The sequence below is a fragment of the Pseudomonas sp. BIGb0278 genome (assembly GCF_024809895.1).
GTDB lineage: Bacteria > Pseudomonadota > Gammaproteobacteria > Pseudomonadales > Pseudomonadaceae > Aquipseudomonas > Aquipseudomonas shirazensis.
This window is the reverse complement of the sequence record NZ_JANUEL010000005.1, coordinates 152,515-178,020: the sequence shown is the minus strand read 5'-3', so window position 1 is coordinate 178,020 and position 25,506 is coordinate 152,515. Positions and strand designations below refer to the sequence as shown.

The following is a 25,506-nucleotide window of genomic DNA, read 5'->3' as shown; positions in this document are numbered from 1 at the left end:
GCCCATGGCCATCCTCGAAACCGACCAGCTACACGCTCGCTTCCACGCCCTCGACCAGTTTCTGGTCGAGCATCAAGCGCTGTGGAAGCCCAGGCCCTTCACCGCCTTGCAGCTCGACTGGGAACAGCAGTACCCAGAACTGGCCAGTTGGCTGCGCCAGTGCACCCTCGAAGACGCCGAAGCCAACCTCGACCCAAACCTGCCACCCGCACCTTATCCACAGCTGGCCGCCCAGGCTCGGCAACTGACCGCCCTGGATGAGTTGCCCGACGCAGGCTTACCGCCCGCCGGCCACCGCCTCGACGTCAACGTGCCCGGGCGCAAGTGGCAGCAGATCGAAGCCTTCAGCCGCCGCCTCGGCTTTCGCCAACATACTCAGCACTGGCTCGACTGGTGCGCCGGCAAAGGCCACCTCGGCCGCCGCCTGCTGCAGCCCGGCCAGCAACTGACCTGCCTCGAGTACAACCCCGAGCTGGTCGCTGCCGGCCAGGCCCTCAGCGACCACCACAAGCTGCCCGCCCAGCACCTGCATCAAGACGTCATGGCCGCCGACAGCGCCCGCTGCCTCGACCAAAGCAAAAGCGTGGTCGCCCTGCACGCCTGCGGCGATCTGCACGTGCGCCTGCTGCAGTTAGCCGCCAGCCAAGGCTGCCAACACATCGCGTTGGCGCCCTGCTGCTACAACCGCATCCAGGCCAGCGCTTATCAGGCCCTGTCCAGCCACGCCCGCGCCTCGACTCTGCAGCTCGACCTCGACGACCTCGGCCTGCCCCTGAGCGAAACCGTCACCGCCGGCGCCCGCGTCCGCCGCCAGCGCGACGCCTCGATGGCCCGCCGCCTAGGCTTCGATCTGCTGCAACGCGAACAACGCCAGAACGACAGCTACCTGCCGACGCCGTCGCTGCCGGTCAGCTGGCTGGACAAGACCTTCGCCGCGTACTGCCAGGACCTCGCCGCGCTCAAACAGCTGCCCCTCACCGGCAACCCCGACTGGGAGGCACTCGAAGCCGCCGGCTGGCAACGCCTCGCCGAGGTGCGCAACCTGGAGCGCGTACGCAACCTGTTCCGCCGCCCGCTGGAGTTATGGCTGGTGCTCGATCGAGCGCTGTACATGCAGGAACAAGGCTACAACGTGCGCCTTGGGCTGTTCTGCGACTACACCCTTACACCCCGCAATTTGCTACTTTTGGCCGACCGCGAGTGATGAGCAACCTGTGGATAAGTCTGTGCACAAGCTTTTGATGAAATTGGCGGATTTGTGGATCCAACTGGCTATTTAGGGCCGTCTGCTTATTCGCTTAAACCTTCAAGCCCAGCAAAAACAGCACTTTGCGCAAAGACCGGCGGTTACGACCAACGGTATGCCCGCACTGCAATCCTGGCATGCCGCTTGTGCATAAGCATTTTCAGAATTGTCTGAAAGCGTGATGGCCACCCGCCTTCGCCCATGCCTACTGAGTTACAATTGCCCGCAACAAAGACTGTCACCGAACGGACTTCGACATCGTGATCCCGATCAAATCCACAGCCCTGCTCAGCTTCGCCCTCGCCGTCACCGGCTGCACCAACACCACCAGCCACGCCCCCGGCAAAGCCCTTGGCTGGGACACCCCCGCCATGCAACTCGGCGGCGACCGCGGCCTGCCGCTGCACGTCGCACAGCCCTGCCGCAAACGCGGCTGCGACAACGACAAGCTGTTTTTCAACCCCGCCAAGGCCGAGCCAGGCATAAACACCATCCACCGCGGCTGGTAGGAGATTTCTCCTTTCAGGCCGGTGAGTTACGGGTTTTTGCATTGATTGCAAGGAAGTGGTTTACACGGCTGCTCGGATAGCTATAATGCGCCCCTGTGCCGGTATAGCTCAGATGGTAGAGCAACTGACTTGTAATCAGTAGGTCCCGGGTTCGATTCCTGGTGCCGGCACCATACACACACGAAAAACCCGCCTTCTGGCGGGTTTTTTCGTTTCCGGGTTCAAGACATTCCAGCGACGCCCCGCTAGTGACCTCCTAAAGCGACACGTTCAATGACATGCCGGATGGCGCCGACGTGGTCACCGAGCCACGCCAAAGCTGTGCTGCGCCCAAGAAGAGTCATGTATCCCCCCTCGCGCGGCGGCAGAGGCCCGCTGAGTGGATAACTTCAAACGAATTCTCCAGTCAGATTGACGTTCACGTTGCTCGGATGTAGACGAAACCTGGCACTGGCTCAGCGAGGAGAACTTGAACTGGATATCTCAACCGCCCAAAGCATCAAGCTCGCCATTGTGGCGGCAACCGGACTGTCCAAAGACGCGCTGCATATCTACGTGGGCATGGCGATCTACTTGACGCTGATCGTTGGCATCCGACGATTGCGGCCATACCTTGGCTGGCTAGCGGTTTTAATCATTGCATGTGCTGGCGAGTGGATAGATCGACGAGACGATATTGGAAGCTTCGGATACTGGCGCTGGCAGGCAAGCGCTCACGACCTTCTGAACACCCTGTTTTGGCCGACGGTGCTGACGCTGCTTTGGCTTGTAAAATGCCGCAGTAAGTAAGCGTACGCCCGTAAAACCCTCGCAATCTGCTCTATGTGGTGCTTCATTCAGTGGGTGCTATGGGAAGCCCCTTGCATTAAAATCCCGCCATCATAATAATGAGATCGATTACCATTTATGCCTCGGTGTCTCTCTCATGTCGGCGCTTGATCATTCGGCTCTTCATCGGTTGTACAGCGAACATAACAGCTGGCTGAAAGGCTGGTTGCGTGTGCGTTTGGGCAACGCCGCCGATGCTTCGGACCTGGCTCAGGACACGTTCCTGCGGGTGATGACGGCGCGCAATGACGCACCCATCCGCGAACCTCGTGGCTACCTAAGCGCCATCGCCCGTTCGCTGCTGATCGATAAATCCCGTCGCCGCGCCATTGAGCAGGCTTACTTGCATGCGTTGGCACAACGGCCAGAACCGGTGGATGTTTCGCCGGAGATTCGCTTGTCCATCATCGAGATGCTGGTGGCGGTCGATAGCCTGCTAGATGAGCTGGGCCAGCGCACGCGTGAGATTTTCCTGGCGGTGCAGCTCGAAGGTCTGAGCTACGTGGCGGCGGCCGAGCGGTTTGGGGTGTCGGTGACCACGGTGAAGAATCATCTGATTCGCGCCATGACGCGCTGCCTGTTGCTGGTGGATAACTGATGTCTGCGTCGCCCAATCTGGAGACGCTGGAGGCGGCCGCCACCTGGTATGTGCAGCTCAATGACGGCACCGCCAGCGAGGCGCGCACGCGGGCGTGGCAGGCGTGGGTACAGGCCAGCCCTGACCATGCGGCGGCATGGTCGCGGGTTGAAAAGCTTCAGCAGCAGTGGGCGACGATACCGCAGCAGGCGGCGTTGTCTGGCCTCGGTGCAGCGCAGGCACAACGCCGTGATGTACTGAAGATTCTCGGTATGCTGATAGCGGTCGGCGGTGGTACATGGATGGCCGTTGAGCAGGTGCCGTACCGCTCGATGCTAGCGCAACAGCGCACGGGTATCCGGGAACGTCGCTCGCTGCGCCTGGACGATGGCTCGCAACTGGAACTGAACGCCGACACCGCACTGGACATCCATTTCGACTCCAGACAGCGGCTAATCCAGCTACTCCGTGGCGAAATTATTGTGCAAACCGCCAAGGATCCCACCCAGCGCCCCTTCATGGTTCAGACCGCGCAAGGGGGCGTGCGCGCGCTCGGCACCCGGTTCAGTGTGCGCCAACTGCCCGAGCAAACCCTTGTCGGTGTGCTGGAGGCGGCGGTTGAAGTCAGCCCGCAAAGGCATGCCGATCACCCGCTGCGCCTGGAAACCGGCCAGCAGGTCACGTTCGATCGTGATCGGGTGGGCAGCGCCCGCCCCCTGCCAGCGGGTTCGACCGCCTGGGTGCAGGGCATGCTCAGCGTCGATGATTGGCGGCTGGGCGACTTCATCGAGGAGTTGGGGCGCTATCGACCGGGCGTCCTGCGCTGTGCCGCCGAGGTTCGGGGGTTGAGCATTTCCGGCGCTTTTCGCATCGATGATACCGACACCGTGCTGGAGAACCTGGGCAAATCCTTGCCGGTGAAAGTGCGTTATCTGTCGCGTTACTGGGCCAGCATTGAACCGGCGTGAAGCCGCGTCGCAGAATCTTCAGCGGCAACCTTGCTGATTCAGATTCTCATCCGTCAATGACATAAGCCGCGATACAGCGGATTTCTGCCAAGACAACGGAAGGATCACCGAATGCCCCCGCTTTCCCACAACACTCCGACGCTGCTGAGGCGCGCCGTGCGCCTGGCCGTTCTGGGCGCTTCCCTTGCCAGCCTGTCTGGCCTGGCGCTGATGCCGGCTCAGGTCATGGCGCAGAGCCTGACCGCTTACCAGGTCGCCCCCGGGCCGCTGAGTAGCGCCCTGGCCGAGTTCGGTGTGCAGGCGGGGGTTACCATTTCGTTCGACACCGAGCAGGCTCGGCATCTTACAACTGACGGGCTCAAAGGCTCATACAGTGTCGAGGAGGGGCTGTCGCGCCTGCTCGCCAACAGTGGCCTGCAAGCGCAACGGCAGAGCAATGGCGGGTACGTACTGGTCGCGAACAGTACCGACGATGCCCTGGAACTGGGGGCTACGCAAATCACTGCCAACCAGTTGGGCACAGTGACTGAAGGCACCGGTTCGTACACCCCTGGCACTATCGCTACGGCGACGCGCATGGTGCTGACGCCTCGAGAAACACCGCAATCGATCTCGGTAGTAACCCGCCAGGCGATGGATGACTTCGGGCTTGTAGCCATCGATGACGTGATGCGCCATACCCCGGGCATCACCGTATCGACCTATGACACCGAGCGTACCAACTACTATTCCCGCGGGTTCTCCATCGTCAACTTCCAGTACGACGGTATCCCTACTCTGCGCGACGCCCAATATTCGGCGGGCCAGACCCTGACCGACATGGCGATCTATGATCGCGTCGAAGTTCTCAAGGGCGCTACAGGTCTGCTCACCGGGGCAGGCGGCCCAGGGGGTACCATCAACCTCATTCGCAAGAAACCGACCTCCGCGTTCAAGAGCAGCATCGAACTGGGCGCCGGTTCCTGGGACAACTATCGCTCCCAAGCCGACGTCAGCGGTCCCCTGACCGAAACCGGCAACGTCCGCGGCCGTGTCGTAGCGGCGTATCAGGACAAACAATCGTTCCTTGATCATTACTCGCGCAAGACCGGTGTGCTATACGGCATCCTGGAGGTCGACTTGGATGAGAACACTCTGCTGACCCTCGGTGCCGATTATCAGGACAGCGATCCGAAAGGCTCCAGTTGGACCGGTACACGCACCATCTTTGATGCGACCGGCAAAAAGCTGGACCTGCCGCGTTCGTTCAACAACGGCCCAAAATGGGGCTCTTGGGAACAGTACAGCCGCACGGCCTTCGCGAGCCTGGAACATACCTTTGATAATGGCTGGGTCACCAAAGGCCAATACAACCACCAGATCAACGGCTATGACGCTCCCCTGGGCTACATCTCCCAGGACTCCGCCACCGCCAGCTCCATCTACGCGCGCAAATACGTGGGCAAGACCACCAGCGACAGTCTCGATGTATACGCCTCGGGGCCATTCGAGCTGTTCGGCCGAGAACACGAAGTGGTGATCGGCCAGTCCCTGTCCATTTCCAAATGGAAAGCCAAGGACTACACCGCAACCACCTACTTCAACAACTCCTATGATTTCTACAACTGGGACGGCGATGCCGCCGAGCCGCTGTGGACCGCCACCAAGTTCAACGACGAAACGACCCGCCAGACCGGCACCTACGTCACCGGTCGCTTCAGCCTGACGGATGAACTGCACCTGTTGCTCGGCTCACGTATTGCCAACTACCAGGTGACCGGGACCAGCGACACTCAGGAAAGCGGTAAGGTGGTGCCGTATGCCGGCCTGACATATGACCTGAACGACAATTTCACCGCGTACGCCAGCTATACCGAAATTTTCCAGCCGCAGACTCAGTACCGCACCCGCACCCGTGCCATGCTAGCCCCCAACGAAGGCAAGAACTATGAGTTCGGCCTCAAGGGTGAATTCTTCGGTGGCCGCTTGAACTCCAGCCTCGCCTACTTCGAGGTGCACGAAGAAAACCGTCCGCTGGCCGACATGGCCTGGAACTCGCAGCCGGGCGTCGACTACTCGTACATCGGCACCAAGACCAAGACCAAGGGCTACGAAGCGGAAATCTCCGGCGAATTGGCCAAGGGCTGGCAGTTGCAAGCGGGGTATACCCATAAGATCGCGCGCAATAGCGATGGTGATAAAGTCGCCACCTGGGAACCGGAAGACCAGGTCAGCTTCTACAGCACCTACAAACTCCAGGGCAGCCTGGACAAGCTCACCGTCGGTGGCGGCGCGCGCTGGCAAAGCGCTGGCTGGCAGACCGTCAACAACTGGGGCTACCCCGGTGGTGGCCGCTACGAGAAATTCACCCAAGACCCCTACTGGCTGGTTGATCTGATGACCCGCTACCAAGTGACCGATAACCTTTCGGTCACCTTCAACGTCAACAACCTGTTCGACAAGCACTATTACACCAACATTGGTTTCTATGACTCGGCCTACCCTGGCGACCCACGCAACATGATGGTCACCACACGCTGGGATTTCTGATCTCTGCGATCAAACCGGTCTCCTTTCTGCTGCTCATGCAACAAAGCCCTCGTAGCGATACGAGGGCTTTGTTTTAGCAGCCAGCGCGGCTAGAAATTCCACCGAGTAGAGAGCATCACGTTCCGCGGATCGCCGTAATACACCGAGTTGTAGAAACCAATATTGGTGTAGTACTTCTTGTCGAACACGTTATTGACGTTAAGCGTGGCCGAGACGTTGTCGGTGACTTGATAGCGGACCATTGCATCCACCACCCAAAGTGGGTCTTGGGAGAACTTGTCGGTGGTCATGGTGGTGTAGTTATTGGTCAGCAGTTTCCAGCCGGTACTCTGCCAGCGTACGCCGCTGCCCAGGGTGAGCTTGTCCAGCGGGCCGGTCAGTTTGTAGGTGGTGTAGAGGTTGACCTGGTCTTCCGGTTCCCAAGTGGAGAGTTTCTCACCTTGATTGTCGCGCATGATCTTGTGGGTGTAGCCCGCCTGCAATTGCCAGCCGGGGGCCAGTTCGCCGGAGATTTCCGCTTCATAGCCCTTGGTCTTGGATTCAACGCCCTTATAGGCACCGTCCAGCCCGGGGATGCTGCCTCGCACGTAGCGGTCGTCGGTGACTGCGCGGTTGTCTTCGTGGACTTCAAAGTAGGCGATGCTGGCGTTGAGGCGGCCGTCAAAGAATTCACCCTTGAGGCCTAGCTCATAGTTCTTGCCTTCATCCGGCTCGACCGGTTTGTCATTGATGTCGCGATACTCACGCTGCGGCAGGTAGATATCGGAGTAGCTGGCATACGCCGAGAAATTCTCGTTGAGGTCGTAGGTGATGCCGGCATAAGGCAGTACCTTGCCAGTGTCCTTGACCTGGCTGGTGCCGGTGACTTCGAAGTTGTTCACGCGAGTGCCGAGCATCAGGTGCAGGTCATCCGTCACGTTGAAGCGCGCGGTCATGTAGCCGGCGCTCTGGCGCGTGGTTTCGTCGTTGTAGGCGGTTTCCGGACCTCGGCCCGGCTTGGCGGCGTCGCCGTCCCAGTTGAAATAGTCGTGGCTGTTGCCATCGCTGTAGACGGCGCTGGTGTAGTTGCTGCCGGTCCAGCGCGAGCGCGATACCGAGGTGCCGACCACCAATTCATGCTCGCGGCCAAACAGGCTGAACGGTCCGGTGGCGTACAAGTCGCCGGTGTCGCTGATGGTTTCGCCGTCGTAGGCACGGGTCAGCAGCGACGCTTTGCCGGTGACGGCGTTTGGCGACAGCAGGGCAGAGAGCGGCGCATTGTAGCCGTTGATCTGGTGGTTGTACTGCGCCTTGCCGACCCAGCCATTGTCGAATGTGTGCTCCAACGTCGCGAAGCCGGTACGGGTGTACTGCTCCCATTTGCTGAACTTGGTGCCGTTGTTGAAGCCGCGGTGGGTGCTGATGCGATTGCCGTCCGAGTCATATAGCGAGGCCGAGCCAGACCAGCTGGAACCCTGCGGGTCGCTGTCCTGGTAGTCGGCGCCAATCGTCAGCAGCGTATCAGGCGCCAGATCGAACTCGAGGATGCCGTAGTACACGGCGGTCTGGCGTTGGTAGTGGTCGAGGAACGAGTGCTTGTCCTGATAGGCCGCGACGGCGCGACCACGGATGTTGCCGGAGTCGGTCAACGAGCCGCTGACATCGACTTCCGAGCGATAGTTGTCCCATGAGCCCGCGCCCAGGTCGATGTAACCCTTGAACTCGGACGTGGGCTTTTTGCGCACCATGTTGATGGTGCCGCCAGGGCCGCCGGCGCCGGTGAGCAGGCCGGTAGCGCCCTTGAGCACTTCGACACGGTCGTAGATCACCGTGTCAGTGAGGGTGTGACCAGAAGAATACTGCGCATCCTGCAGGATCGGGATGCCGTCGTACTGGAAGTTGCGAATGGCGAACCCGCGCGAATAATACGACGTACGCTCACTGTCATAGGCCGCGACCGTGATACCCGGCGTGTGACGCATCACGTCGTCGATCGACTTGAGGCTGAAGTCATCCATGGCCTGGCGCGTCACTACGGAAATCGACTGCGGCGTTTCCCGTGGCGTCAGTACCAGGCGCGTCGCGGTGGCGATGGTGCCGGGGGTATAGGAACCCGAGCCTTCGGTAATGGTGCCCAACTGGTTGGCACTCACCTGCGTCGCTTGCAACTCGACCTTGCCATCCTGGGACACGGGTTTGGCCACCACCCGATACCCGCCGTCTGCAGGTTCAGCCTGCAGCCCTACCGGGCCCAGCAAGCGCTCAAGGCCTTCTTCCACTGCGAAGCTACCTTGCAAACCGCTGCTTTGCACGCCGGAGGAAAGCGCTGAATCAATGCCAACCATCACACCGGCCTGCTGCCCGAACGCACCCAACACGCGGTCGAGGTTACCGGCGGGAATGTCAAAGGCCTGAGCCTGGGAGTGTTCCCCGGTGGTTACCGGGCTGGCGGCAATCGCGCTGTGACTGGCAGTAACCAACGATAAACCGAAGATCGCGGTGCGTAACGCGCTGGCGAGGGGTGTGACGCGGATGAGCATAGAGACTGTCCTGTCGAGAAGGTTGGCGGGCGCTTTTTCAGCGTCTTGCCTGTCTTGATGCTCGAGAACGGAAATACTGCCGGCCACCGTGAAAAATACTCAAAACTAAGCCGGCACCACGCTGGCCAGGTAACCCCACACCCGTTGCACACGCACCGGCAGTACCTTGGCCAGCAGGTCGAGACTGGCCTCGGGTTGGTCCAGCGAGAACGAACCCGACACCTGCAAGCCCGCCACAGCCGGGTCGCAGCGCAGCAGCCCGCGCCGGTAGCGATCAAGTTGCTCAAGCACCTCGCCCAGTGGCATGCGCTCGGCGATCAACAGGCCTTGGCTCCAGGCTTCGGCGGTGGCTGGCACGCGGGTCGGCTGCCCGCTCAGCAGGTTGTTGAAGCTCAGCTGCTGGCCGGCTTCCACCTGGGTGCGGGGGCCACGCGATGGCTCGACCTGCGCACTGCCGGAGAGCATTTGCACCTGCGTACCCGGCTGGCCTGGCAGCCCGTGGCTGATGATCAACCGCGACAGCGCGGCTGGCCGTATCCAACCATCCGCGGTCTTGATCGCCCGACTGTCGCTGGCACCGTTGGCCAGCAACAGCCTGCCCAGGTTAAGCGTCAGGCGAGCCCCCTCGACATCCATCGCGGTGCGGGTATCCAGCTGCAATGCAGCGCCATCGTCCAGCCGTACATGGCGCCGCTCCCCGGTGGCGGTGTGGTAATCGCTGAACAACTCCGGCAGCAACACCCGCTCGCGCACACCCAAGCCGAGGGCGCTGGCCACACTCAGGCCGGCAAAGCCCTTGAGCAAGGTGCGTCGCGAAACAGCACTGCGCGCCTGCAGCAATTGCCGCGCACCGGGGGCCGTGAGCACCTGGTTGAGGCGCATGTCGCGGCTCAGCCCGACCAAACGCTGCCAGGCCAGTTCGTGCTGGGGGCTCTCGTTGCGCCAGTGCTGGCACGCCTGCTGCTCGGCAGCATTGCTGGTGCCCGACTGCAGGGCAACCATCCAGTTCAAGGCCTGGTCCAGCACGCTTTCGTCCAGGGGCTGATCGTTGGCGACCTTGAAGCGACTCATGGCGCGTACACCGCCAGGTAGCAATGGCGATAGGCCTTGAGCATGGCTTTTTGCACCACATTCACGCTGAGGCCCATGCGCGCTGCGATCTGTGGATAAGTCAGGCCATCGAGCTGCGACAGCAGGAATATCTCCCGCACCTTGCTGCCCAACCCGTCCAGTACCTGCCCTACCGCGTCCAGCGCTTCGAGCACCAGCAAGCGGGTTTCCGGCGACGGCATATGTTCCGGCTCCAGGATCGCCAGCGACTGTTCATACGCCCGCTCCAGGGCCTGGCGGCGGAAATACTGCACGCACAAGCGGCTGGCGACGGTGGTGAGGTAGGCGCGAGGCTCGCGGAAAACCGGCACGCTGCCGCTGCTCAAAATACGCAGGAAAGTGTCCTGCGCCAGATCCACGGCCTGCTCATGCCCGCCCAGCTTGCGCCGCAGTAACTGCACCACCCAGCTGTGATGCTGAGCATAGAGTTCGCCCACCATTTGATGGGTTGTCGAGGATGAGGCCATGAGTGCGATATCCGACGGGAGACTTGAATGAGTCGCACATGGTAATACTTCTCATTAGAAACGGGTTAGGCGTTTCTTCTCTGCTGCGCAGCAGCGCCGTAGGAGATTTCCCAACCTGCAACCAAATGCTTCAGCCGAGGGCTCTTCGGAACTATCCTACGCACCTTGCCGAACCTTCGCTGTTGTCGGGGAAATGCCTCAGGGATAACGTCTCTGGGTCGCCAGTTTCCGGTGACCGGGTGTGAGAACCCGCATGAAATGCAGCGGCAAGTCGTTATGGCAGCCGTGCGCGGGCAGACTTCGGTCTGGCCGGGTTTTGCTCGTTTCCTCGGTTTCTCACCCTGCGTACGGCTGCCACCTTGATCCGTGAGAAAGGTCGAGCTGGTGGCTCCTGTCACGAAATGAGAGATCCACCATGAAGAAACTCGTCCCCGACCCACCCCGCCAAGACTTCACCCAACGGTCCTCCTTCAGCCTCCATCCAAACGTCACTACTTCTGAAATCCTTGCCCATGCCAGCAAACTGCTGCTTGGCGTAGCCGAAACCATCGACCAACACCGCCGCGCCCATCCTTACCAGGCCGGGCTGAACATGCTGGCGAACGCCGCCCATACCGCCGATGCCTCACGCGCTCTGATTGACTACGCATTGACCTGCCTGCCCGCCAAGCCGGAGGAATGCTGAGATGAGCGACGATCAAAAAACCAACGTCACGGCCGGCGTCGAAACGTTTTTCGAATCGGGTGAAAGGTCCTCTCACATATTTCGGGTCATGCCCGGAGTGCCGTTCGAGCATGCCTATGAACACGTGTCAGTACTGCTGGGCTACATCAAGCATCTGGTCCGCGAGGGCGATATGGAGAATGACCACAAGCTGCTGGGCGCAGCGGATTACCTGAGCACCTTCGCCAAGGCGATCATGGACGACATCGAGATCGCGCGATACCGAGCTCAACGCGCGACATCATAGGCGCAGCTAGGGTCGCTCGGCGGCCCTCACACTGCGCAGCTAGACGAGGCACAGGGTAAGCAGCATCAAGTTGATTCCGATCAAAATCCGCACTCACGGCAGCAGTAACCTAAGCGCAATGACCGCCACAACGAGGGCGCTGCATGGCCAAGAAATTCCCCCTCAACCCAAGCCATCCCGAACGCATTTGTTGGGGGTGCGACCTGTACTGCCCGGCCAAAGCGCTGGCCTGCGGAAATGGTGCGGATCGGACGATGCATCCTGCCGAGCTGTTTGGTGAGGATTGGCACGAGCACGAAACGTGGTCGGAAGACGCAGACGTCAAGCGCGGTGAGGATCTGCCGCTAAGTTCGAGCACCTGATTGTGCGCTTCAGTTACCGAAGCTCTGCACAAAGGGTCCTGCACTCTGCTTGATCGCCGCGACCACGTGCGGCGCCTGTTCGCATAGCTCCGGCGCTTTGGCCAGTACTTGCTCAAGCGCCTGCAACTGCTTGCGGATAACTTCACCCGGTTGCGTTACACCACACGTGTCGGCGAAATCCAGTAAACCCTGCCTGGATGCAAACAGAGACTTGTTGCCGGCGAGCGTAAGCGCGAGCACATCTTCGGGGATGTAAGCCGTGGTGTTGACGATATCGTAAGCGGGCGCCAGGCGGGCATCGCGCATCACGGGGTCAGAATAGAGCAGGCCAAAGTTTTTCAGATGGGCATCGCCGTTACCGACGATGCAGCTCAGCGTAACCATCTCGAACAGTTGCGTGAGCGAGGCATTGAGGTGCTCGGGTGCGCAGAACACGCGGATTGCCTTGGCAATCGCTGCATAGCTCTTGCTGTACTTCTGCTCTGCTGGCAGTCCCATCAACGCCGTCATGTCTTCAAAACCGATTGGGTTGTGCTGCTCGTCGCGGTCGAAGCGGCGCATGACGAACAACTTGGCGTTGTCCGAGAGGAAGAACGGCGGCACGGGCAGCCCTGAGGCCTGCGCGATGGTCATGCACAGGTACTCATTGATGGCCAGGCCGGGATATTCGTCGCGGCCACTTTTGATGATCAATTCCGAAGTCTTCGAGGTGAACCGCTGTGGTGTTGAATTTCGTTGTTCAGGCACCAGGACTTTAGGCTGCACACCCGAGATACCGGCACGCAGGATGTAGCGATCCACCAGGTCGGCGAAGATGTCGTGCGAGCCGTCCCAAGATAAAATTTCGTCCAGCTTTTCGCCAGGAAACTGCTCACGCTCAAGCAACGCATCAACCGTGCGCGAGCTGACGTACACCCGGCCTATGGGAGAGCTGCTGCCAGATAACGCCAGTAGCAACATGGGGTCGACTTTGGCGATCTTTGCCAGGCGGTTGCGTAGCTGCTCGAGCACATAACCTTCCGGCAGGTTCATCTGAAATACCGGATGCAAATCTCGATGGCGGTACTCTTCCGTGCGGGTAGGCATGAGCAGGCTGACTGCAGCGCGCGGCTCAGCCTCCGCAGCGTAACGAAACAGGTAATCAGCAGCGCTGGTAAGGATTGTTCCGCTGATACCTTGGGGTGTCGTTACAGTCAGTGAAGCGCTCATTCAAACATCCCCTGGATCTCTTCCAACGTAGGCATGGCTGCAGCAATCACTCGCAACTCGCAATCCATTGCGCCAAGAGCTTTAGCATAGGCGGCGATAGCAACGGATAGGCTACCTTTCTCCACAGCGATGATTTTCTGACGAGTAAGGTTTGCCAGCTCTGCAAGCTGTTGCTGGGTGAGCCCTCGATGAAGGCGCCGTGTGCGTATTTGTCGCCCTAAGCGCTGAGTTAGCAGTTCGTGGTCCATGTTTAGAATACGAGACAATTGGATTGACATGTAACGTATACGTGACCAGATCGAAAATCAATTGATATGTGGTGAACTGCTGGCCTCGGCCATATGCCGGACCGTTTTGGCAGTTTGCTGAGCCGGTGATCTTCGCTCAAAGCGCAGGTTCAGGGAGGCCGGGTTTGTATACCTCGAGAAGCGAGTAGAAGACGGGTTCTCGGCCCTCGCGGCGCTCATGCTCGTAGCTGAATCAGCGCAAACTACTGCTGATCGCCTCATCTTCAATCAGGTCAGTGAGCAAATACTGGAGGTGATTGCCCTCGCCAACCTTCGAGCCCATCAATTCCAGCTGACGTTTGGTTGTATGTCGGTCGCATTCTGCAACGGCCATATGCATGGCGGGCGTGTGCAGATAACAGCACTGATAAGCAGGCTCGCCGAGCATCAGCGTCGGGGTGAGTTGAACGCTTCTCGCACGTTTTATGAGGGACCAAGCCAATGAGGCATCCAGCCCAGCAGGAAGCCGAAACCGCCACTCGTCAAAGTGCAGGTAACTGCCTTTCGGATCGAACGGATGGGCCAGCGCGAAATATTGCGCTGCCTGATCCTGGTGCTGTGCGCTGATGAGCGCGAGCGGGTCCGTGATGACCTCGGGCGGGCGCTTGATGATGCTCATTCCAGATGTCCCTCGATTTGGAATGAGACTACAGCACTAATCCAACTCCCTAAAACGCAAAAAGGGCCGCTAAGCGGCCCTTTCCGTCACCCAACCAGAATCAGAAGATGCTGATCGGATACTCAACAAACACACGAACTTCGTTGCCGTCGTCGTTGTAGCCGTTCTGCTGCACTGCATTGTTGGTACGCAGGAACGAGCCACGCAGTTTGACCGACAGGTCCTTGGCCGGGCCGTCTTGAACGACGTAACGGACCTGGCTGAAGATCTCGCGCTCTTTGCCTTCGCCGAAGCCTTGTGGGTTGGCGACGTTGCGGGTGTTGATGTTGTCGCCGACAACGTAGGCCAGCTTGTAGGTCAGGCCAGGCACGCCGAAGGTGCTGAAGTCCAGGCCGTAGCCGAGCTGCCAGGAGCGCTCGTCTTCAGCGTTGAAGTCAGACCAGTACGAGTTGGCCAGGTAGATGGTCGAACCACCGTCACCCACGCCGCCTTCGTTCTGGTACCAGCCGTAGTTGTAGCCGGTGCTGCCGGTGCTGCGCTGGTGCGCCAGGGTGAACGAGTGCGCGCCGTAGGCGTAGGTAGCGGCCAGGCTCCAGATGGTGTTGGAGTCGCCGTTCAGGCCTGCAGCCTGGACGAACTTCTTGTCGATGTCCGACTTGTAGCCGTTGAAGTCGAGGGTCAGCGACTGGTCAGCAGCGATCGGGAAGACGTAGTTCAAGCCCAGGTAGTGCTTCTTCATGACGTCTTCGTTGTCGGCTGTGTACAGCGACGCGGTGAAGTTGTCGGTGAACTTGTAGCTACCACCCAACACGTTGATCGACTTCAGGCCACCGCTGTCGCGGTGCTCGGCGCTCTTGCGCACTTCCTGAGTGAAGCGACCGGCGTTCAGCTCGAGGCCTTCGATCTCCTTGGAGGTGATCATGGTGCCGGTGAAGCTTTCTGGCAGCAGGCGCGAGTCGTCGTACTGCAGAACTGGCAGGGCCGGCATCTGGTCGCCGTACTTCAGCACGGTGTTGGAGATGCGGAACTTGACCGCAGCGCCAGCACGGGCGAGGTCGTTGGCAGCAGCGCTCTGGCCATCTGCGTCAACGGTGTTTTCCCGCTTGAAGAAGTCGATACCGCCGCCGCCGTTACGGCCTTTGCCGCCGTCCAGGCGCAGTGCGTACAGGCCGAAGGCGTCAACGCCTACGCCGACGGTGCCTTGGGTGAAGCCGGAGGAGAAGTTACCGATGAATGCCTGGCCCCATTGGGACTGGTCATTGGTGCCGTGTTTCTTGTCACGGTTGATGAAACCGTTGCGCAGCAGGATGTTGGCGTGGCTGTCTTCAACAAAGCCCTTGCTCTCGGCCTGGTCATTGGCCTGTGCCTGGGTCGCGGCAACGAGTGCCAGGGCGATCAGGCTGATCCTGGTTTTCAACATTTTCTTTTCCTTTATTTTTAATCAAAAACACTGTGCATTTTTACGCCCGGAAACCAACGCCCCTTCGTAGGTTCGACGTTATGCGGATCCAACTGACAAGCCGTGCCGATGCTCAACTGGCGGGCTTTCGCAGCCGCATGGCCATGTCATGGCCAGCAAGCGATGGCGAATCCTAGCCGCCCCTGCTTCTCAATGTCAAAAAATCGTGAAAGGCAGGTGTATATAACCAAAAAAACACCTAGCAATAGTGCATTTCAATGCGTATCTGCCCTTGCGTGGGGCATTTTTTCCCACAAGGCGATAATTCAACCTACATACAGCAATAAATGGCTCTGCGATCAGCGCCGCCGACCCTGTTACATCGAGATACACATGCAAAGACAGGGCTTTACGAATTACCCGAGCAGGCGTTAATAGCAAGCATTACCATCCGCATCCATTTTTCATTAACTGCTTGTTTGGATGCCGTCATGCGTGTGCCTCGCCGCCTTTCGCCCCTGTCCCTGAGCCTGTCGCTGCTGTGCAGCGCGGGCGTTGCCACTGCCGCCACCACTACCCTGCCAGAGCTCTCGGTCACCGCCGATGGCGAGCGTGAACGGGACAACCCCCGGGTCAAGGAAGTCAGCACTGCGACTCGCACCTCCACAGCGGTGCGCGACGTACCGCAAGCCATCGACACGGTGAAGACCAGCAACCTGCTGGATTACGGCAGCAACAACCTGGGCAAGGCGCTGGAAGGCATCCCCAACGTCAGCAGCGGTGCCGATACGCGTTTCGACAGCGTGCGTATCCGCGGCTTCGAGAGCAGCAACGACTTCTATCTGGACGGCATTCGCGACGACAGCCAATACATACGCGATCTGCACAATATCGAGCGGGTCGAGGTGCTCAAGGGCCCGGCCGCGGTGCTGTATGGCCGTGGCGGCCAGGGCGGTATCGTCAACCGGGTGAGCAAGGCGCCAGAGCATGGCCGGCGCTCGAGCATCGAAGCCCAGGCGGGCAGCGAAGATATGCGCAGCCTGTACGCCGACCTCAGCGCCGACCCAAGCGACACCATCAGCCTGCGTTTGAACATGGGCAACCTCGACTACAACAGCTTTCGCGATGGCGTCGATGGCAACCGCCAGCTGTTCGCGCCGTCGATGAGCTGGCAACTGACGCCAGACCTGAACTGGCTGGTGCAGTACGAATACAGCCGCTTCAACCGCACCCCGGACCGCGGCATTCCCGGCGTCAATGGCCGCCCGGCCGACGTCGACCGGGGCACGACTTACAGCGATACCCAGCGCGACTTCATCGATGACCAGGCGCAGTCGCTGCGCTCGCGCTTGAACTATCAGCTCAGCGACAACTGGCAGTTGCGCCACACGCTGGGCCTGTTCCAGCTCGACAGCCAGTTCGACAATACCTACGCCACCGGCTACAACGCCGCCAGCAACACGGTGACTCGCCAGCGGTGGCAGCAGGATCTGAAAACTCGCAACCTGTTCAACAACCTTGAAGCCGAAGGCGAGTTCGCCACTTGGGGCCTGCACCACACCGTGATGGTCGGCCTGGAGCTGGGCCACCAGCGCCGCGACCCGCTGTTGCGCAACGCCTTGCCGACCAACCAAGGCGGCACAGCGGTGCCGAGCCTTGACCTGGACAACCCTGATCGCAGCCTGCAACACAACGGCCGCATGCGCGTGTCGAGCAACAACCACACCGTGGTCGACAGCCGCGGCCTGTACCTGCAAGACCAGATCCGCCTGAACGAGCAATGGCAGATTCTGGCGGGACTGCGCTTTGACCGCTTCGAGGTCGAGACCACCAACCGCCTTAACAGCGCCAGCGAGCCGCAAACCAGCACCAGCACCAGCCCGCGCATCGGCGTGGTGTACTCACCGTGGCGCGAGCACTCGTTCTACGCCTCGTGGAGCAAGACCTTCTCGCCAGTCGGCGGTGGCCTGATCGGTATCACGCCGGGCGCCGCCGGCAATACCAACAAAACCGACCCTGAGCTGAGCCGGCAGAAGGAAATCGGGGTCAAGAGCGACTGGTTCGACGAGCGCCTGAGCACCACCCTGGCCATCTATGAACTGGAGCTGTACAACCGTCGTACCCGCGATGCCGATAACCCTGAACTGTTCCTGCTCAGCGGCCTGCAACGCTCACGCGGCATCGAGCTGACCGCGACCGGCAACATCGTTGGCAACTGGTATGTGCGCGGTGGCATCGGCCTTCAGGATGCGACCATCGTCAAGGACAACAGCAACCAGCAAGGCAACCGCATCAATGATGTGGCCAAGCGCAACGGCAGTCTGTTCATCAGCTGGAAACCGCAACTGGGCTGGTACGCCGAAACCGGCCTGACAATGGTTGGCGAGCGCTTTGCCGACAACCAGAACACCACCCTGCTGCCAGGCTATGGCCGCTGGGACGCGCTGGTCGGCCTGCGCACCACGGACTGGGATGTGCGCGCCGCACTGAACAACCTGACCGACAAGACTTACTACGCCTCCGCCACCAGCGCCGCACAGATCCAGCTGGGCGACCCGCGCAGCCTGGTCGTGACCGGCACCTACAACTTCTGATTCACTCGCCCAATAAAAACGCCACCGCAATCAGCGGTGGCGTTCTTGTTCAACAGCTCGGGAGCACTGCCTGCTCAATGCCAGATGGCTACCAGCGCCTCAAGCTCAGCATCGCTGATCAGTCCTCGTGGATAGCGCTCATGCAACAGACGTCGGGTATCGGTCGTCCTGACCCGCTTGCTTCCATGGTGCTTCAACCACTGCGTCAGCATTTTGAGCGATTGGTGATTTACTGCCGATGGGTGCAAAACCGACTCACTTGCTGCATTCATTTCAACACGTACTCCCTGGGCCCGTGAGCGGCTAACTTACGTTGAGTTTGTGACAGATCGGTTTAAACCTATCTGCTTGAAACACAATGGGAAACGATACAAGAGGTGTGCCATTTACCGCGTCTGCCGTCGGCCGCGCATAAAAAAAGCCCGTCAATCGACGGGCTTCTCTTCTATCAGGGAGTTAGCGCTTATGCGGCGCCGGTTGTTGCTGAGTCAGGCAGTGGATGTTACCGCCACCGAGCAGCAGCTCGCGTCCGGGGATCATCACCACCTCATGGTTGGGGAAGATCTTCGCCAGGATGGCTCTAGCTTCGGCATCTGCCGGGTCATCAAAGCTCGGCGCGATGATGCCGCCGTTGACGATCAGGAAGTTCACGTACGAGCCCGCCAGGCGCTCGGCAGGGCTGCGCTCCTGGCTACCGGCCACCTGGTCGACGCCTGCGCACTCTTCTTCGGTTGCGTAGAGCGGGCCTGGGATCGGCATCTTGTGCACTACAAAGGTGCGGCCTTTGGCGTCACGGGTGTTTTCCAGCACTTCCAATGCGGCGTGGCAGCGCGCGTAGTTGGGGTCGTTGGAATCATCGGTCCAGGCCAGTAACACCTCACCTGGGGCGACGTAACAGCAGAAGTTGTCGACGTGGCCATCGGTCTCGTCGTTGAACAGGCCGTCAGGCAGCCAGACAATGGTGTCTACCGCCAACTGGTCGCGCAGGATCTGTTCGATCTGCTCGCGGCTCAGGTGCGGGTTGCGGTTACGGTTGAGCAGGCACTCTTCGGTGGTGATCAGCGTGCCTTCACCGTCGACGTGGATCGAGCCGCCTTCAAGCACGAAGCCTTCGGTCTGATAACGCTGGCAGCGTTCCATTTCGAGAATTTTGGTTGCGACGTCTTCGTCACGGTTCCACGGTGCATACAAGCCACCATCAAAACCGCCCCAGGCGTTGAAAGCCCAATCGACACCGCGCACTTCGCCGTGGTCGTTGATCACGAAGGTCGGGCCGGTGTCACGCACCCAGGCGTCGTCGTTGCTCAGCTCGACCACGCGGATGTTAGGCAGGTCGAGTTGGCGCCGGGCGTTCTGGTATTGAGCAGCAGACACCCCAACCGTCACCGGCTCAAAGCGAGCGATTGCCTTGGCCAGGGTCACGTGCGCCGCCTGCACCGGCTTGCCACCGAGGCGCCAGTTGTCCGGGCGCTCGGGCCAGATCATCCAGGCCTGGGTCTGTGGCGCCCACTCGGCAGGCATATGGAAGCCATCGGCACGGGGAGTCGAGGTGAGGGTTTTCATCGGTGTCCTCTGCATTACAGTTGAGGTATGTGCGGGCGCACAGGGTAGCCCGGCATGCACTGAGAGCAGTTATAGCCGATAATTATCTGTAATTATAGTGAAGAAGAAGAAAATACAGACGAAGGGCCGACTCAATAACCGATAACAATCGAGTATTGAGACGGCCCAGTTCGCTGCTAAAGGCCTTCTTGCAGGATGCGATCCACGCAATCGACGAAGTAATCGACGCTGGCCCGGGTGGTGCACATCGGTGGTTTGATCTTGAGAATGTTCAGGTAATCGCCGGTTGGCTGCATGAAGATGCCCAGATCGCGCAGGCGATTGCACAAGGTAGTGGTTTCTTCAGTGGCCGGTTCAAGGGTGTGCCGATCACGCACCAGCTCCAGCCCCAGATAGAAACCGGAGCCATGGGTAGCACCCGCCAGCGGATGTTTATCGACCAATGCCTGCAAGCGCGCCTTGAAGTAGCCGCCGACCTTGCGGGTGTTGTCCCACAGGCCCTCCTCCTGCATCACGTCGAGCACGGCCAGGCCGATCCGGCAACTGACCGGGCTGCCGCCGGCGGACGAGAAGAAGTAACCCTCGGCTTCCAGCGCCTCGGCGATCTCACGACGGGTGATCACCGCACCCAGCGGCTGGCCGTTGCCCATGCCTTTGGCCATGGTGATGATGTCCGGGGCAACACCCTGTTGCTCGAAGCCCCAGAAGTAATCACCGAGGCGGCCATAACCGACCTGCACCTCATCGGCGATGCACACCCCACCACGGGCACGGACCTTGGCGTAGGCCTCGCGCAGGTAGCCCGGCGGCAGCGAAATACCGCCGGCGTTGCCGTACACCGGCTCGCAGATCATTCCCGCCAGCTGACGGCCGCGGGCGTCGAGGTCGGCCAGCTTGGCATCGACGTCACGCAGGTAGTCAGCAGTGCTGTCATCGCCGCGATAGCGACCGCGGAAGGTGTTCGGCGCCTCCACCGGATGCACCCATTCCGGGCGGGTTTGCAGCGCTTGCGGGTTGTCGGCAATCGAGGTGGAAATCGCATCGGTAGCCACCGACCAGCCGTGATAAGCCTCCAGCACGCTGATCAGGTCACGCCCGCCGCTGTAGGCCCAGGCCAGGCGGATGGCGAGGTCGTTGGCCTCGGTGCCGCTGTTGACCAGAAACACCCGATCAAAGCCTTCCGGCGCCAGCGCCAGCAAGCGCTCGGAGAACTCCGCGACAGCGGCGTAGTGGAAGCGCGAGTTGGTGTTGAGCAGCGACCACTGCCGCGCCGACTCGGCGGCCATGCGCGGGTGGCCGTGGCCAAGCACGGCGACGTTGTTGAGCATGTCCAGGTACGAGCGGCCCTGCATGTCGATCAGGTAGTTGCGCCAGCCGCGCTCGATATGCGGCGGCTGTGCGTAGTAGTGCTTCTGCGAGCGGGCGAAGCTGGCATCGCGGCGCGCCAGCAGCGCTTGCGCATCGGGCAGCGGCTCGGCGTCGCAGGCAAACCCCAGCAAGGCTTGCGGTGACGGGCACAGCGCCAGCCAGGCGGCCGCCGCTGAAGGCGTGGCGAAGAACGGCGGCTGCACGCTGCTATCGCGGCACAGCTGCACGCTGAGCAGGCTGCCAGTAGTGCCGAGCGCTTCACCCAGATTCAGCGCTTGGCCATCCTCCGGCATGCTCTGCAAGCCTTGCAGCCACAGGCTGAAATGCTCGCTGCGCAGGCAGCCGTGGTTGGCGCTCACACGCTGCCATACACCAGCATGCGGCGCTTGCAGCGGGCTGCCCTCAGGTAGCTTCAGCTCGACACCGAGGGCACAGGTGGCCGGCTCGTCGGGACGGTCGATGTGGGTTTGCGACAGCCGATATTGCCCATGCAGGCTGCAAGCCACGCCAGGTTCGGCGGCCAGCACAGCCTGATCAAAACCAGGCTGCTGCCAGTTGCCCGCCTCGCAGTGCCTGCTGAGCACGCCGAGGTCGACGCGGGTGACTGCCTGGCCTGCCAGCGTCGGCAGTAAAGGTGCGCAGTCGGTCAATGCAAGCGTCGGCAATTGCTGGCCAGCGGCTTGCAGAATCGCCGCTTCCATCAATGCTGCTGGCACACGGGTGGCGGTCTCGAAGATCTCCCACTCGTGGGCGATGTTGTCGCGGATGTATTGATTGTCCGGATCGACCGTCAGTTGCTGCTCGCTGCTCAGCACCAGCACCGCAGCACGCATCAACACCAGCGGCCACAGCGCCAGCAACTCGGCCTCGCTGAGCAGATTGACCTCGTGATAGGCGCTGACCACCGGCAGAATCCGCAGCGGATCACCTTCGGCATGGTGCAGTAGCGCAGCACAGGTCACCGACAAGTCAGCGATGCGCCAGGTGCGTACCAGGTCGCCAAAGTCGATCACACCTTGCAACTGCCACTCGCGCTGGGCATCGCGCTGCCAGACCACATTGTCATCGGTGATATCCAGATGCACCGCCTGGCTCGGCAGTTGCGCCTGCACCTTGGCCAACACCTCAACTGCCTGCGCAACCACCGCCTGCAGCTGGGCGCGGCGCGGCGTATCGCCCAGCACCGGCAACAGGTGCTCGATCAACGCCTGGGCATGTTGCGGGTCCCACTGCAGGGTGCGCGCAAGGCCCGGATGGTCGAAGTCGACCAGGGCCAGGTCAACCTTCGCGCACAAGGCGCCGAGCTCGGCCATCAAACTGGCCGGCATATGCTTGAGGCGGGTCAGCGATTGCCCTTCGATATACTCGAGCACGCGCACGCGCAGTGGCTGGCCGTCGACGTCCAGCGCCAGCAGCGTCTCGCCGTTGCGCGCAGCGCGCACACCCGGCACCGGCACGCCCTGCTCGGCCAGATAGGCCAGCGCCGCATGCTGCGCCTGCAGCTCGATCTCGGCATAGCTGCCGTGGCAGGCCTTGAGCACGAAGCGGCCTTGGTCGCTGTCCAGTCGCAGGTTCAGGTCCTGTTGGCTGCCCAGCGCCTGCAGGTTGCCGTCGAGGTCAAAATGCGCCCTGAGCAAAGCATGTGCCTGCGCTTCGCTGAGCGAAGGGCTTGGCTGGCTGGAACGCTGAATCAGGGTGCTGAGGGGCATTTTGCGTGTGACCTCGGTTTTTTTGTCGCTTATATCGCCACTGCTGCGGCCGATATACAAGGGGCAGCTGCAAACAAGCCGACAGAACAGCTGCGCAAATCAATGCGCTTGTCAGTACCGGCGGCAATCGACAAGCTACGCTCCATCCGACGTCAACCGGTTTTACAGAGGCAGACTGATGCGCATACTCGTCACCGGCGGTGCCGGCTTTATCGGCTCGGCGCTGATCCGCCACCTGATCACCCACACCGAACACGATGTGCTCAACCTCGACAAGCTGACCTACGCCGGCAACCTTGAGTCGTTGCAGCCGATCGCCAGCAACACCCGTTACGAGTTCGTCCAGGCCGATATCGCCGACCAGCCGCTGGTCAGCGCCGTGCTCGAGCGGTTCCAGCCAGACGCGATCATGCACCTGGCGGCCGAGTCGCACGTGGACCGTTCGATTGACGGCCCGGCAGCGTTCATCCAGACCAACATCGTTGGCACCTACGCTCTGCTCGAGGCCACCCGCGCCTGGTGGAGCAAGCTGCCGGCGGCGCGGCGCGAAGCGTTTCGCTTTCATCACATTTCTACCGACGAGGTCTACGGCGACCTGCACGGTGTCGATGACCTGTTCACCGAAACCACCCCCTACGCGCCCAGCTCGCCCTATTCGGCCAGCAAGGCGGCGTCCGACCACTTGGTCCGCGCCTGGCAGCGTACCTATGGCCTGCCGGTGCTGCTGACCAACTGCTCGAACAACTACGGCCCGTATCACTTCCCGGAAAAACTGATTCCACTGGTGATCCTCAACGCCCTCGCCGGCAAGCCGCTGCCGGTATATGGCAACGGCCAGCAAGTGCGCGACTGGCTGTTTGTCGAGGATCATGCCCGCGCCTTGCTCACCGTGGTCAGCCAGGGTCAGGTCGGCGAGACCTACAACATCGGTGGCCACAACGAGCAGACCAACCTCGACGTGGTCCGCGCCATCTGCGCCCTGCTCGATGAGCTGGCACCCCAGCATCCGGCCGGGGTCAGCCAGTACGCCGACTTGATCACCTTTGTCCAGGACCGCCCAGGCCACGACCTGCGCTATGCCATCGACGCCAGCAAGATCGAGCGCGAACTCGACTGGGTGCCGGCCGAGACCTTCGCCAGCGGCCTGCGCAAGACCGTGCAGTGGTACCTCGACAACCGCGAGTGGTGCCGTAACGTCCAGGATGGCAGTTACCAGGGCGAGCGGCTGGGCAACACCCAATTCAAGGATCTGATCTCATGACCAAAGGCATTGTCCTGGCGGGCGGCTCCGGCACCCGCCTGCACCCGATCACCCTCGGCGTGTCCAAGCAGCTGCTGCCGATCTACGACAAACCGATGATCTACTACCCGATCTCGGTACTGATGCTCGCCGGCATCCGCGACATCCTGCTGATTTCCACCCCGCAGGACTTGCCGCAGTACCGCCAGCTGTTCGGCGACGGCAGCCAGTTCGGCATCCACCTGAGCTATGCCGAGCAGCCTTCGCCGGATGGCCTCGCCCAGGCGTTCATTATCGGCGAAGAATTCATCGGCAAAGACCCGGTGTGCCTGATCCTCGGCGACAACATCTTCCACGGCCAAGGCTTCAGCGAGCAGCTGCTGCGCGCAGTCAGCCAGCCGTCCGGAGCAACGGTGTTCGGCTACCTGGTGAAAGATCCGGAGCGCTTTGGCGTAGTCGAGTTCGACGAGCAGGGCCGCGCCCTGTCGATCGAAGAAAAACCCGCTGTGGCCAAGTCCAACTACGCCGTCACCGGCCTGTATTTCTACGACAACGATGTGGTCGAGATCGCCAAGGCCGTGCGCCCCTCGGCACGCGGCGAGCTGGAAATCACCGACATCACCAATGCCTACCTGCAACGCGGCGACCTGCGCGTCGAGCGCTTTGGCCGTGGTTTCGCCTGGCTCGACACCGGCACCCACGAGAGCCTGCTGGAAGCGTCGCAATATGTGCAGACCATCGAAAACCGCCAAGGCCTGAAGGTCGCCTGCCTGGAAGAAATCGCCTTCCAGAAGGGCTGGATCTGCCGTGAGCAACTGCTGGCCAAGGCTGAAGGCTTGAAGAAAACCGGCTACGGCCAGTACCTGCGCAAACTGGCTGAAGAGTACCCATGAACGTCATCGCTACCGACATCCCTGATGTATTGATCATCGAGCCAAAGCTGTTTGGCGACAGCCGTGGCTTTTTCTTCGAAAGCTTCAATGAGCGCGCCTTCAAGGAGCAGACCGGGGTCAGCATCAACTTCGTTCAGGACAACCACTCGCGCTCGCAAAAAAACGTGCTACGCGGCTTGCACTATCAAGTGGAAAACCCACAAGGCAAACTGGTGCGCGTGGTCCAGGGCGAAGTGCTCGACGTTGCGGTAGACGTGCGCGTTGACTCGCCGACGTTTGGCCGCTGGGTGGCCACCCGGTTGAGCGCCGAAAGCCATCGCCAGTTCTGGATTCCACCGGGCCTGGCCCACGGCTTTTTGGTGCTGAGCGAGTCGGCCGACTTCCTCTACAAGACCACCGACTACTTCAACCCGACTGCCGAGCGCTGCATCCGCTGGGACGACCCGGACCTGGCAATCGACTGGGGGCTGGTCGAAGCGCCGTTGCTGTCGGCCAAAGACCAGCAAGGGCTGAGCTTTCGTGAGCTGTTCCCATGAAGC

Annotated in this window: 22 protein-coding genes and 1 tRNA gene; 14 read left to right on the top strand and 9 right to left on the bottom strand. The window is 60.9% G+C overall.

The window, feature by feature from the left end:
• Positions 1 to 4: 4 nt before the first annotated feature.
• The 7 genes from M2396_RS17940 to M2396_RS17910 all read left to right on the top strand — a co-directional run bounded on the left by M2396_RS17940 (position 5) and on the right by M2396_RS17910 (position 6,657).
• Positions 5 to 1,204, top strand: coding sequence for an SAM-dependent methyltransferase (locus M2396_RS17940; RefSeq protein WP_259076775.1), 1,200 nt, complete (start codon positions 5 to 7; stop codon positions 1,202 to 1,204).
• Between the two features lie 302 nt (positions 1,205 to 1,506).
• Positions 1,507 to 1,755: a hypothetical protein gene (locus M2396_RS17935; protein ID WP_371918887.1), complete on the top strand. Its 249-nt coding sequence runs from the start codon at positions 1,507 to 1,509 to the stop codon at positions 1,753 to 1,755.
• 97 nt (positions 1,756 to 1,852) lie between these two features.
• A tRNA-Thr gene (locus M2396_RS17930) sits at positions 1,853 to 1,928 on the top strand.
• A 301-nt stretch (positions 1,929 to 2,229) separates the two neighbouring features.
• Positions 2,230 to 2,544: a hypothetical protein gene (locus tag M2396_RS17925; protein WP_310504240.1), complete on the top strand. Its 315-nt coding sequence runs from the start codon at positions 2,230 to 2,232 to the stop codon at positions 2,542 to 2,544.
• 136 nt (positions 2,545 to 2,680) lie between these two features.
• The gene (locus tag M2396_RS17920) at positions 2,681 to 3,181 is read left to right on the top strand and encodes a sigma-70 family RNA polymerase sigma factor (protein ID WP_150573250.1); all 501 of its coding nucleotides are present in this window, start codon (positions 2,681 to 2,683) and stop codon (positions 3,179 to 3,181) included.
• Positions 3,181 to 4,128, top strand: coding sequence for a FecR domain-containing protein (locus tag M2396_RS17915; protein WP_259076771.1), 948 nt, complete (start codon positions 3,181 to 3,183; stop codon positions 4,126 to 4,128). The genes M2396_RS17920 and M2396_RS17915 overlap by 1 nt, the downstream gene beginning before the upstream one ends.
• Positions 4,129 to 4,239: 111 nt before the next feature.
• On the top strand, positions 4,240 to 6,657 hold the full coding sequence (locus tag M2396_RS17910) for a TonB-dependent siderophore receptor (RefSeq protein ID WP_259076769.1): 2,418 nt from the start codon (positions 4,240 to 4,242) through the stop codon (positions 6,655 to 6,657).
• Between the two features lie 89 nt (positions 6,658 to 6,746).
• Here the strand turns inward: M2396_RS17910 and M2396_RS17905 are convergent, their stop codons facing one another.
• From M2396_RS17905 to M2396_RS17895, 3 genes are all read right to left on the bottom strand, one after another.
• Positions 6,747 to 9,176, bottom strand: coding sequence for a TonB-dependent siderophore receptor (locus M2396_RS17905; RefSeq protein ID WP_259076767.1), 2,430 nt, complete (start codon positions 9,174 to 9,176; stop codon positions 6,747 to 6,749).
• 105 nt (positions 9,177 to 9,281) lie between these two features.
• The gene (locus tag M2396_RS17900; RefSeq protein ID WP_259076765.1) at positions 9,282 to 10,247 is read right to left on the bottom strand and encodes a DUF4880 domain-containing protein; all 966 of its coding nucleotides are present in this window, start codon (positions 10,245 to 10,247) and stop codon (positions 9,282 to 9,284) included.
• Complete coding sequence (locus M2396_RS17895) at positions 10,244 to 10,753, bottom strand: sigma-70 family RNA polymerase sigma factor (RefSeq protein ID WP_150573246.1); 510 nt, start codon at positions 10,751 to 10,753, stop codon at positions 10,244 to 10,246. Before M2396_RS17895 ends, M2396_RS17900 begins: the two co-directional genes overlap by 4 nt.
• 415 nt (positions 10,754 to 11,168) lie before the next feature.
• On the opposite strand from M2396_RS17895, the gene M2396_RS17890 reads away from it, so the two are divergent.
• The 3 genes from M2396_RS17890 to M2396_RS17880 all read left to right on the top strand — a co-directional run bounded on the left by M2396_RS17890 (position 11,169) and on the right by M2396_RS17880 (position 12,086).
• A complete protein-coding gene (locus M2396_RS17890) occupies positions 11,169 to 11,438 on the top strand; it encodes a hypothetical protein (RefSeq protein ID WP_259076762.1) in 270 nt (89 codons plus the stop codon).
• 1 nt (position 11,439) lies between these two features.
• Positions 11,440 to 11,724: a DUF3077 domain-containing protein gene (locus M2396_RS17885; protein ID WP_259076760.1), complete on the top strand. Its 285-nt coding sequence runs from the start codon at positions 11,440 to 11,442 to the stop codon at positions 11,722 to 11,724.
• Between the two features lie 143 nt (positions 11,725 to 11,867).
• On the top strand, positions 11,868 to 12,086 hold the full coding sequence (locus M2396_RS17880) for a DUF3079 domain-containing protein (protein WP_101322523.1): 219 nt from the start codon (positions 11,868 to 11,870) through the stop codon (positions 12,084 to 12,086).
• Between the two features lie 9 nt (positions 12,087 to 12,095).
• Here the strand turns inward: M2396_RS17880 and M2396_RS17875 are convergent, their stop codons facing one another.
• The 4 genes from M2396_RS17875 to M2396_RS17860 form a co-directional block, all read right to left on the bottom strand.
• On the bottom strand, positions 12,096 to 13,295 hold the full coding sequence (locus M2396_RS17875) for a type II toxin-antitoxin system HipA family toxin (RefSeq protein WP_259076758.1): 1,200 nt from the start codon (positions 13,293 to 13,295) through the stop codon (positions 12,096 to 12,098).
• Entirely contained in the window at positions 13,292 to 13,543 is a 252-nt protein-coding gene (locus tag M2396_RS17870; RefSeq protein WP_101323130.1) for a helix-turn-helix transcriptional regulator, read from the bottom strand. The genes M2396_RS17875 and M2396_RS17870 overlap by 4 nt, the downstream gene beginning before the upstream one ends.
• A 232-nt stretch (positions 13,544 to 13,775) precedes the next feature.
• Positions 13,776 to 14,201, bottom strand: a complete 426-nt coding sequence (locus tag M2396_RS17865) for a hypothetical protein (protein ID WP_259076756.1) — start codon at positions 14,199 to 14,201, stop codon at positions 13,776 to 13,778.
• Positions 14,202 to 14,301: 100 nt separating this feature from the next.
• On the bottom strand, positions 14,302 to 15,621 hold the full coding sequence (locus M2396_RS17860) for an OprD family porin (RefSeq protein ID WP_101322526.1): 1,320 nt from the start codon (positions 15,619 to 15,621) through the stop codon (positions 14,302 to 14,304).
• A 470-nt stretch (positions 15,622 to 16,091) separates the two neighbouring features.
• On the opposite strand from M2396_RS17860, the gene M2396_RS17855 reads away from it, so the two are divergent.
• Positions 16,092 to 18,194, top strand: a complete 2,103-nt coding sequence (locus M2396_RS17855) for a TonB-dependent siderophore receptor (protein WP_259076754.1) — start codon at positions 16,092 to 16,094, stop codon at positions 18,192 to 18,194.
• Between the two features lie 456 nt (positions 18,195 to 18,650).
• Here M2396_RS17855 and aguA read toward each other — a convergent pair whose 3' ends face one another.
• Both aguA and M2396_RS17840 read right to left on the bottom strand, forming a co-directional pair.
• Positions 18,651 to 19,757, bottom strand: coding sequence for an agmatine deiminase (aguA, locus tag M2396_RS17845; RefSeq protein ID WP_101322529.1), 1,107 nt, complete (start codon positions 19,755 to 19,757; stop codon positions 18,651 to 18,653).
• A gap of 176 nt (positions 19,758 to 19,933) precedes the next feature.
• Positions 19,934 to 22,834: an aminotransferase gene (locus tag M2396_RS17840; RefSeq protein ID WP_259076751.1), complete on the bottom strand. Its 2,901-nt coding sequence runs from the start codon at positions 22,832 to 22,834 to the stop codon at positions 19,934 to 19,936.
• A gap of 178 nt (positions 22,835 to 23,012) precedes the next feature.
• Between M2396_RS17840 and rfbB the strand changes: the two genes are divergently transcribed.
• Genes rfbB through rfbC form a run of 3 tightly spaced genes read left to right on the top strand, consistent with a single transcriptional unit; the run spans position 23,013 to position 25,503 of the window.
• Positions 23,013 to 24,095, top strand: a complete 1,083-nt coding sequence (gene rfbB / locus M2396_RS17835) for a dTDP-glucose 4,6-dehydratase (RefSeq protein WP_259076750.1) — start codon at positions 23,013 to 23,015, stop codon at positions 24,093 to 24,095.
• Entirely contained in the window at positions 24,092 to 24,967 is an 876-nt protein-coding gene (gene rfbA / locus M2396_RS17830; RefSeq protein WP_101322531.1) for a glucose-1-phosphate thymidylyltransferase RfbA, read from the top strand. The genes rfbB and rfbA overlap by 4 nt, the downstream gene beginning before the upstream one ends.
• Entirely contained in the window at positions 24,964 to 25,503 is a 540-nt protein-coding gene (gene rfbC, locus M2396_RS17825; protein ID WP_150570501.1) for a dTDP-4-dehydrorhamnose 3,5-epimerase, read from the top strand. Before rfbA ends, rfbC begins: the two co-directional genes overlap by 4 nt.
• Positions 25,504 to 25,506: the final 3 nt, after the last annotated feature.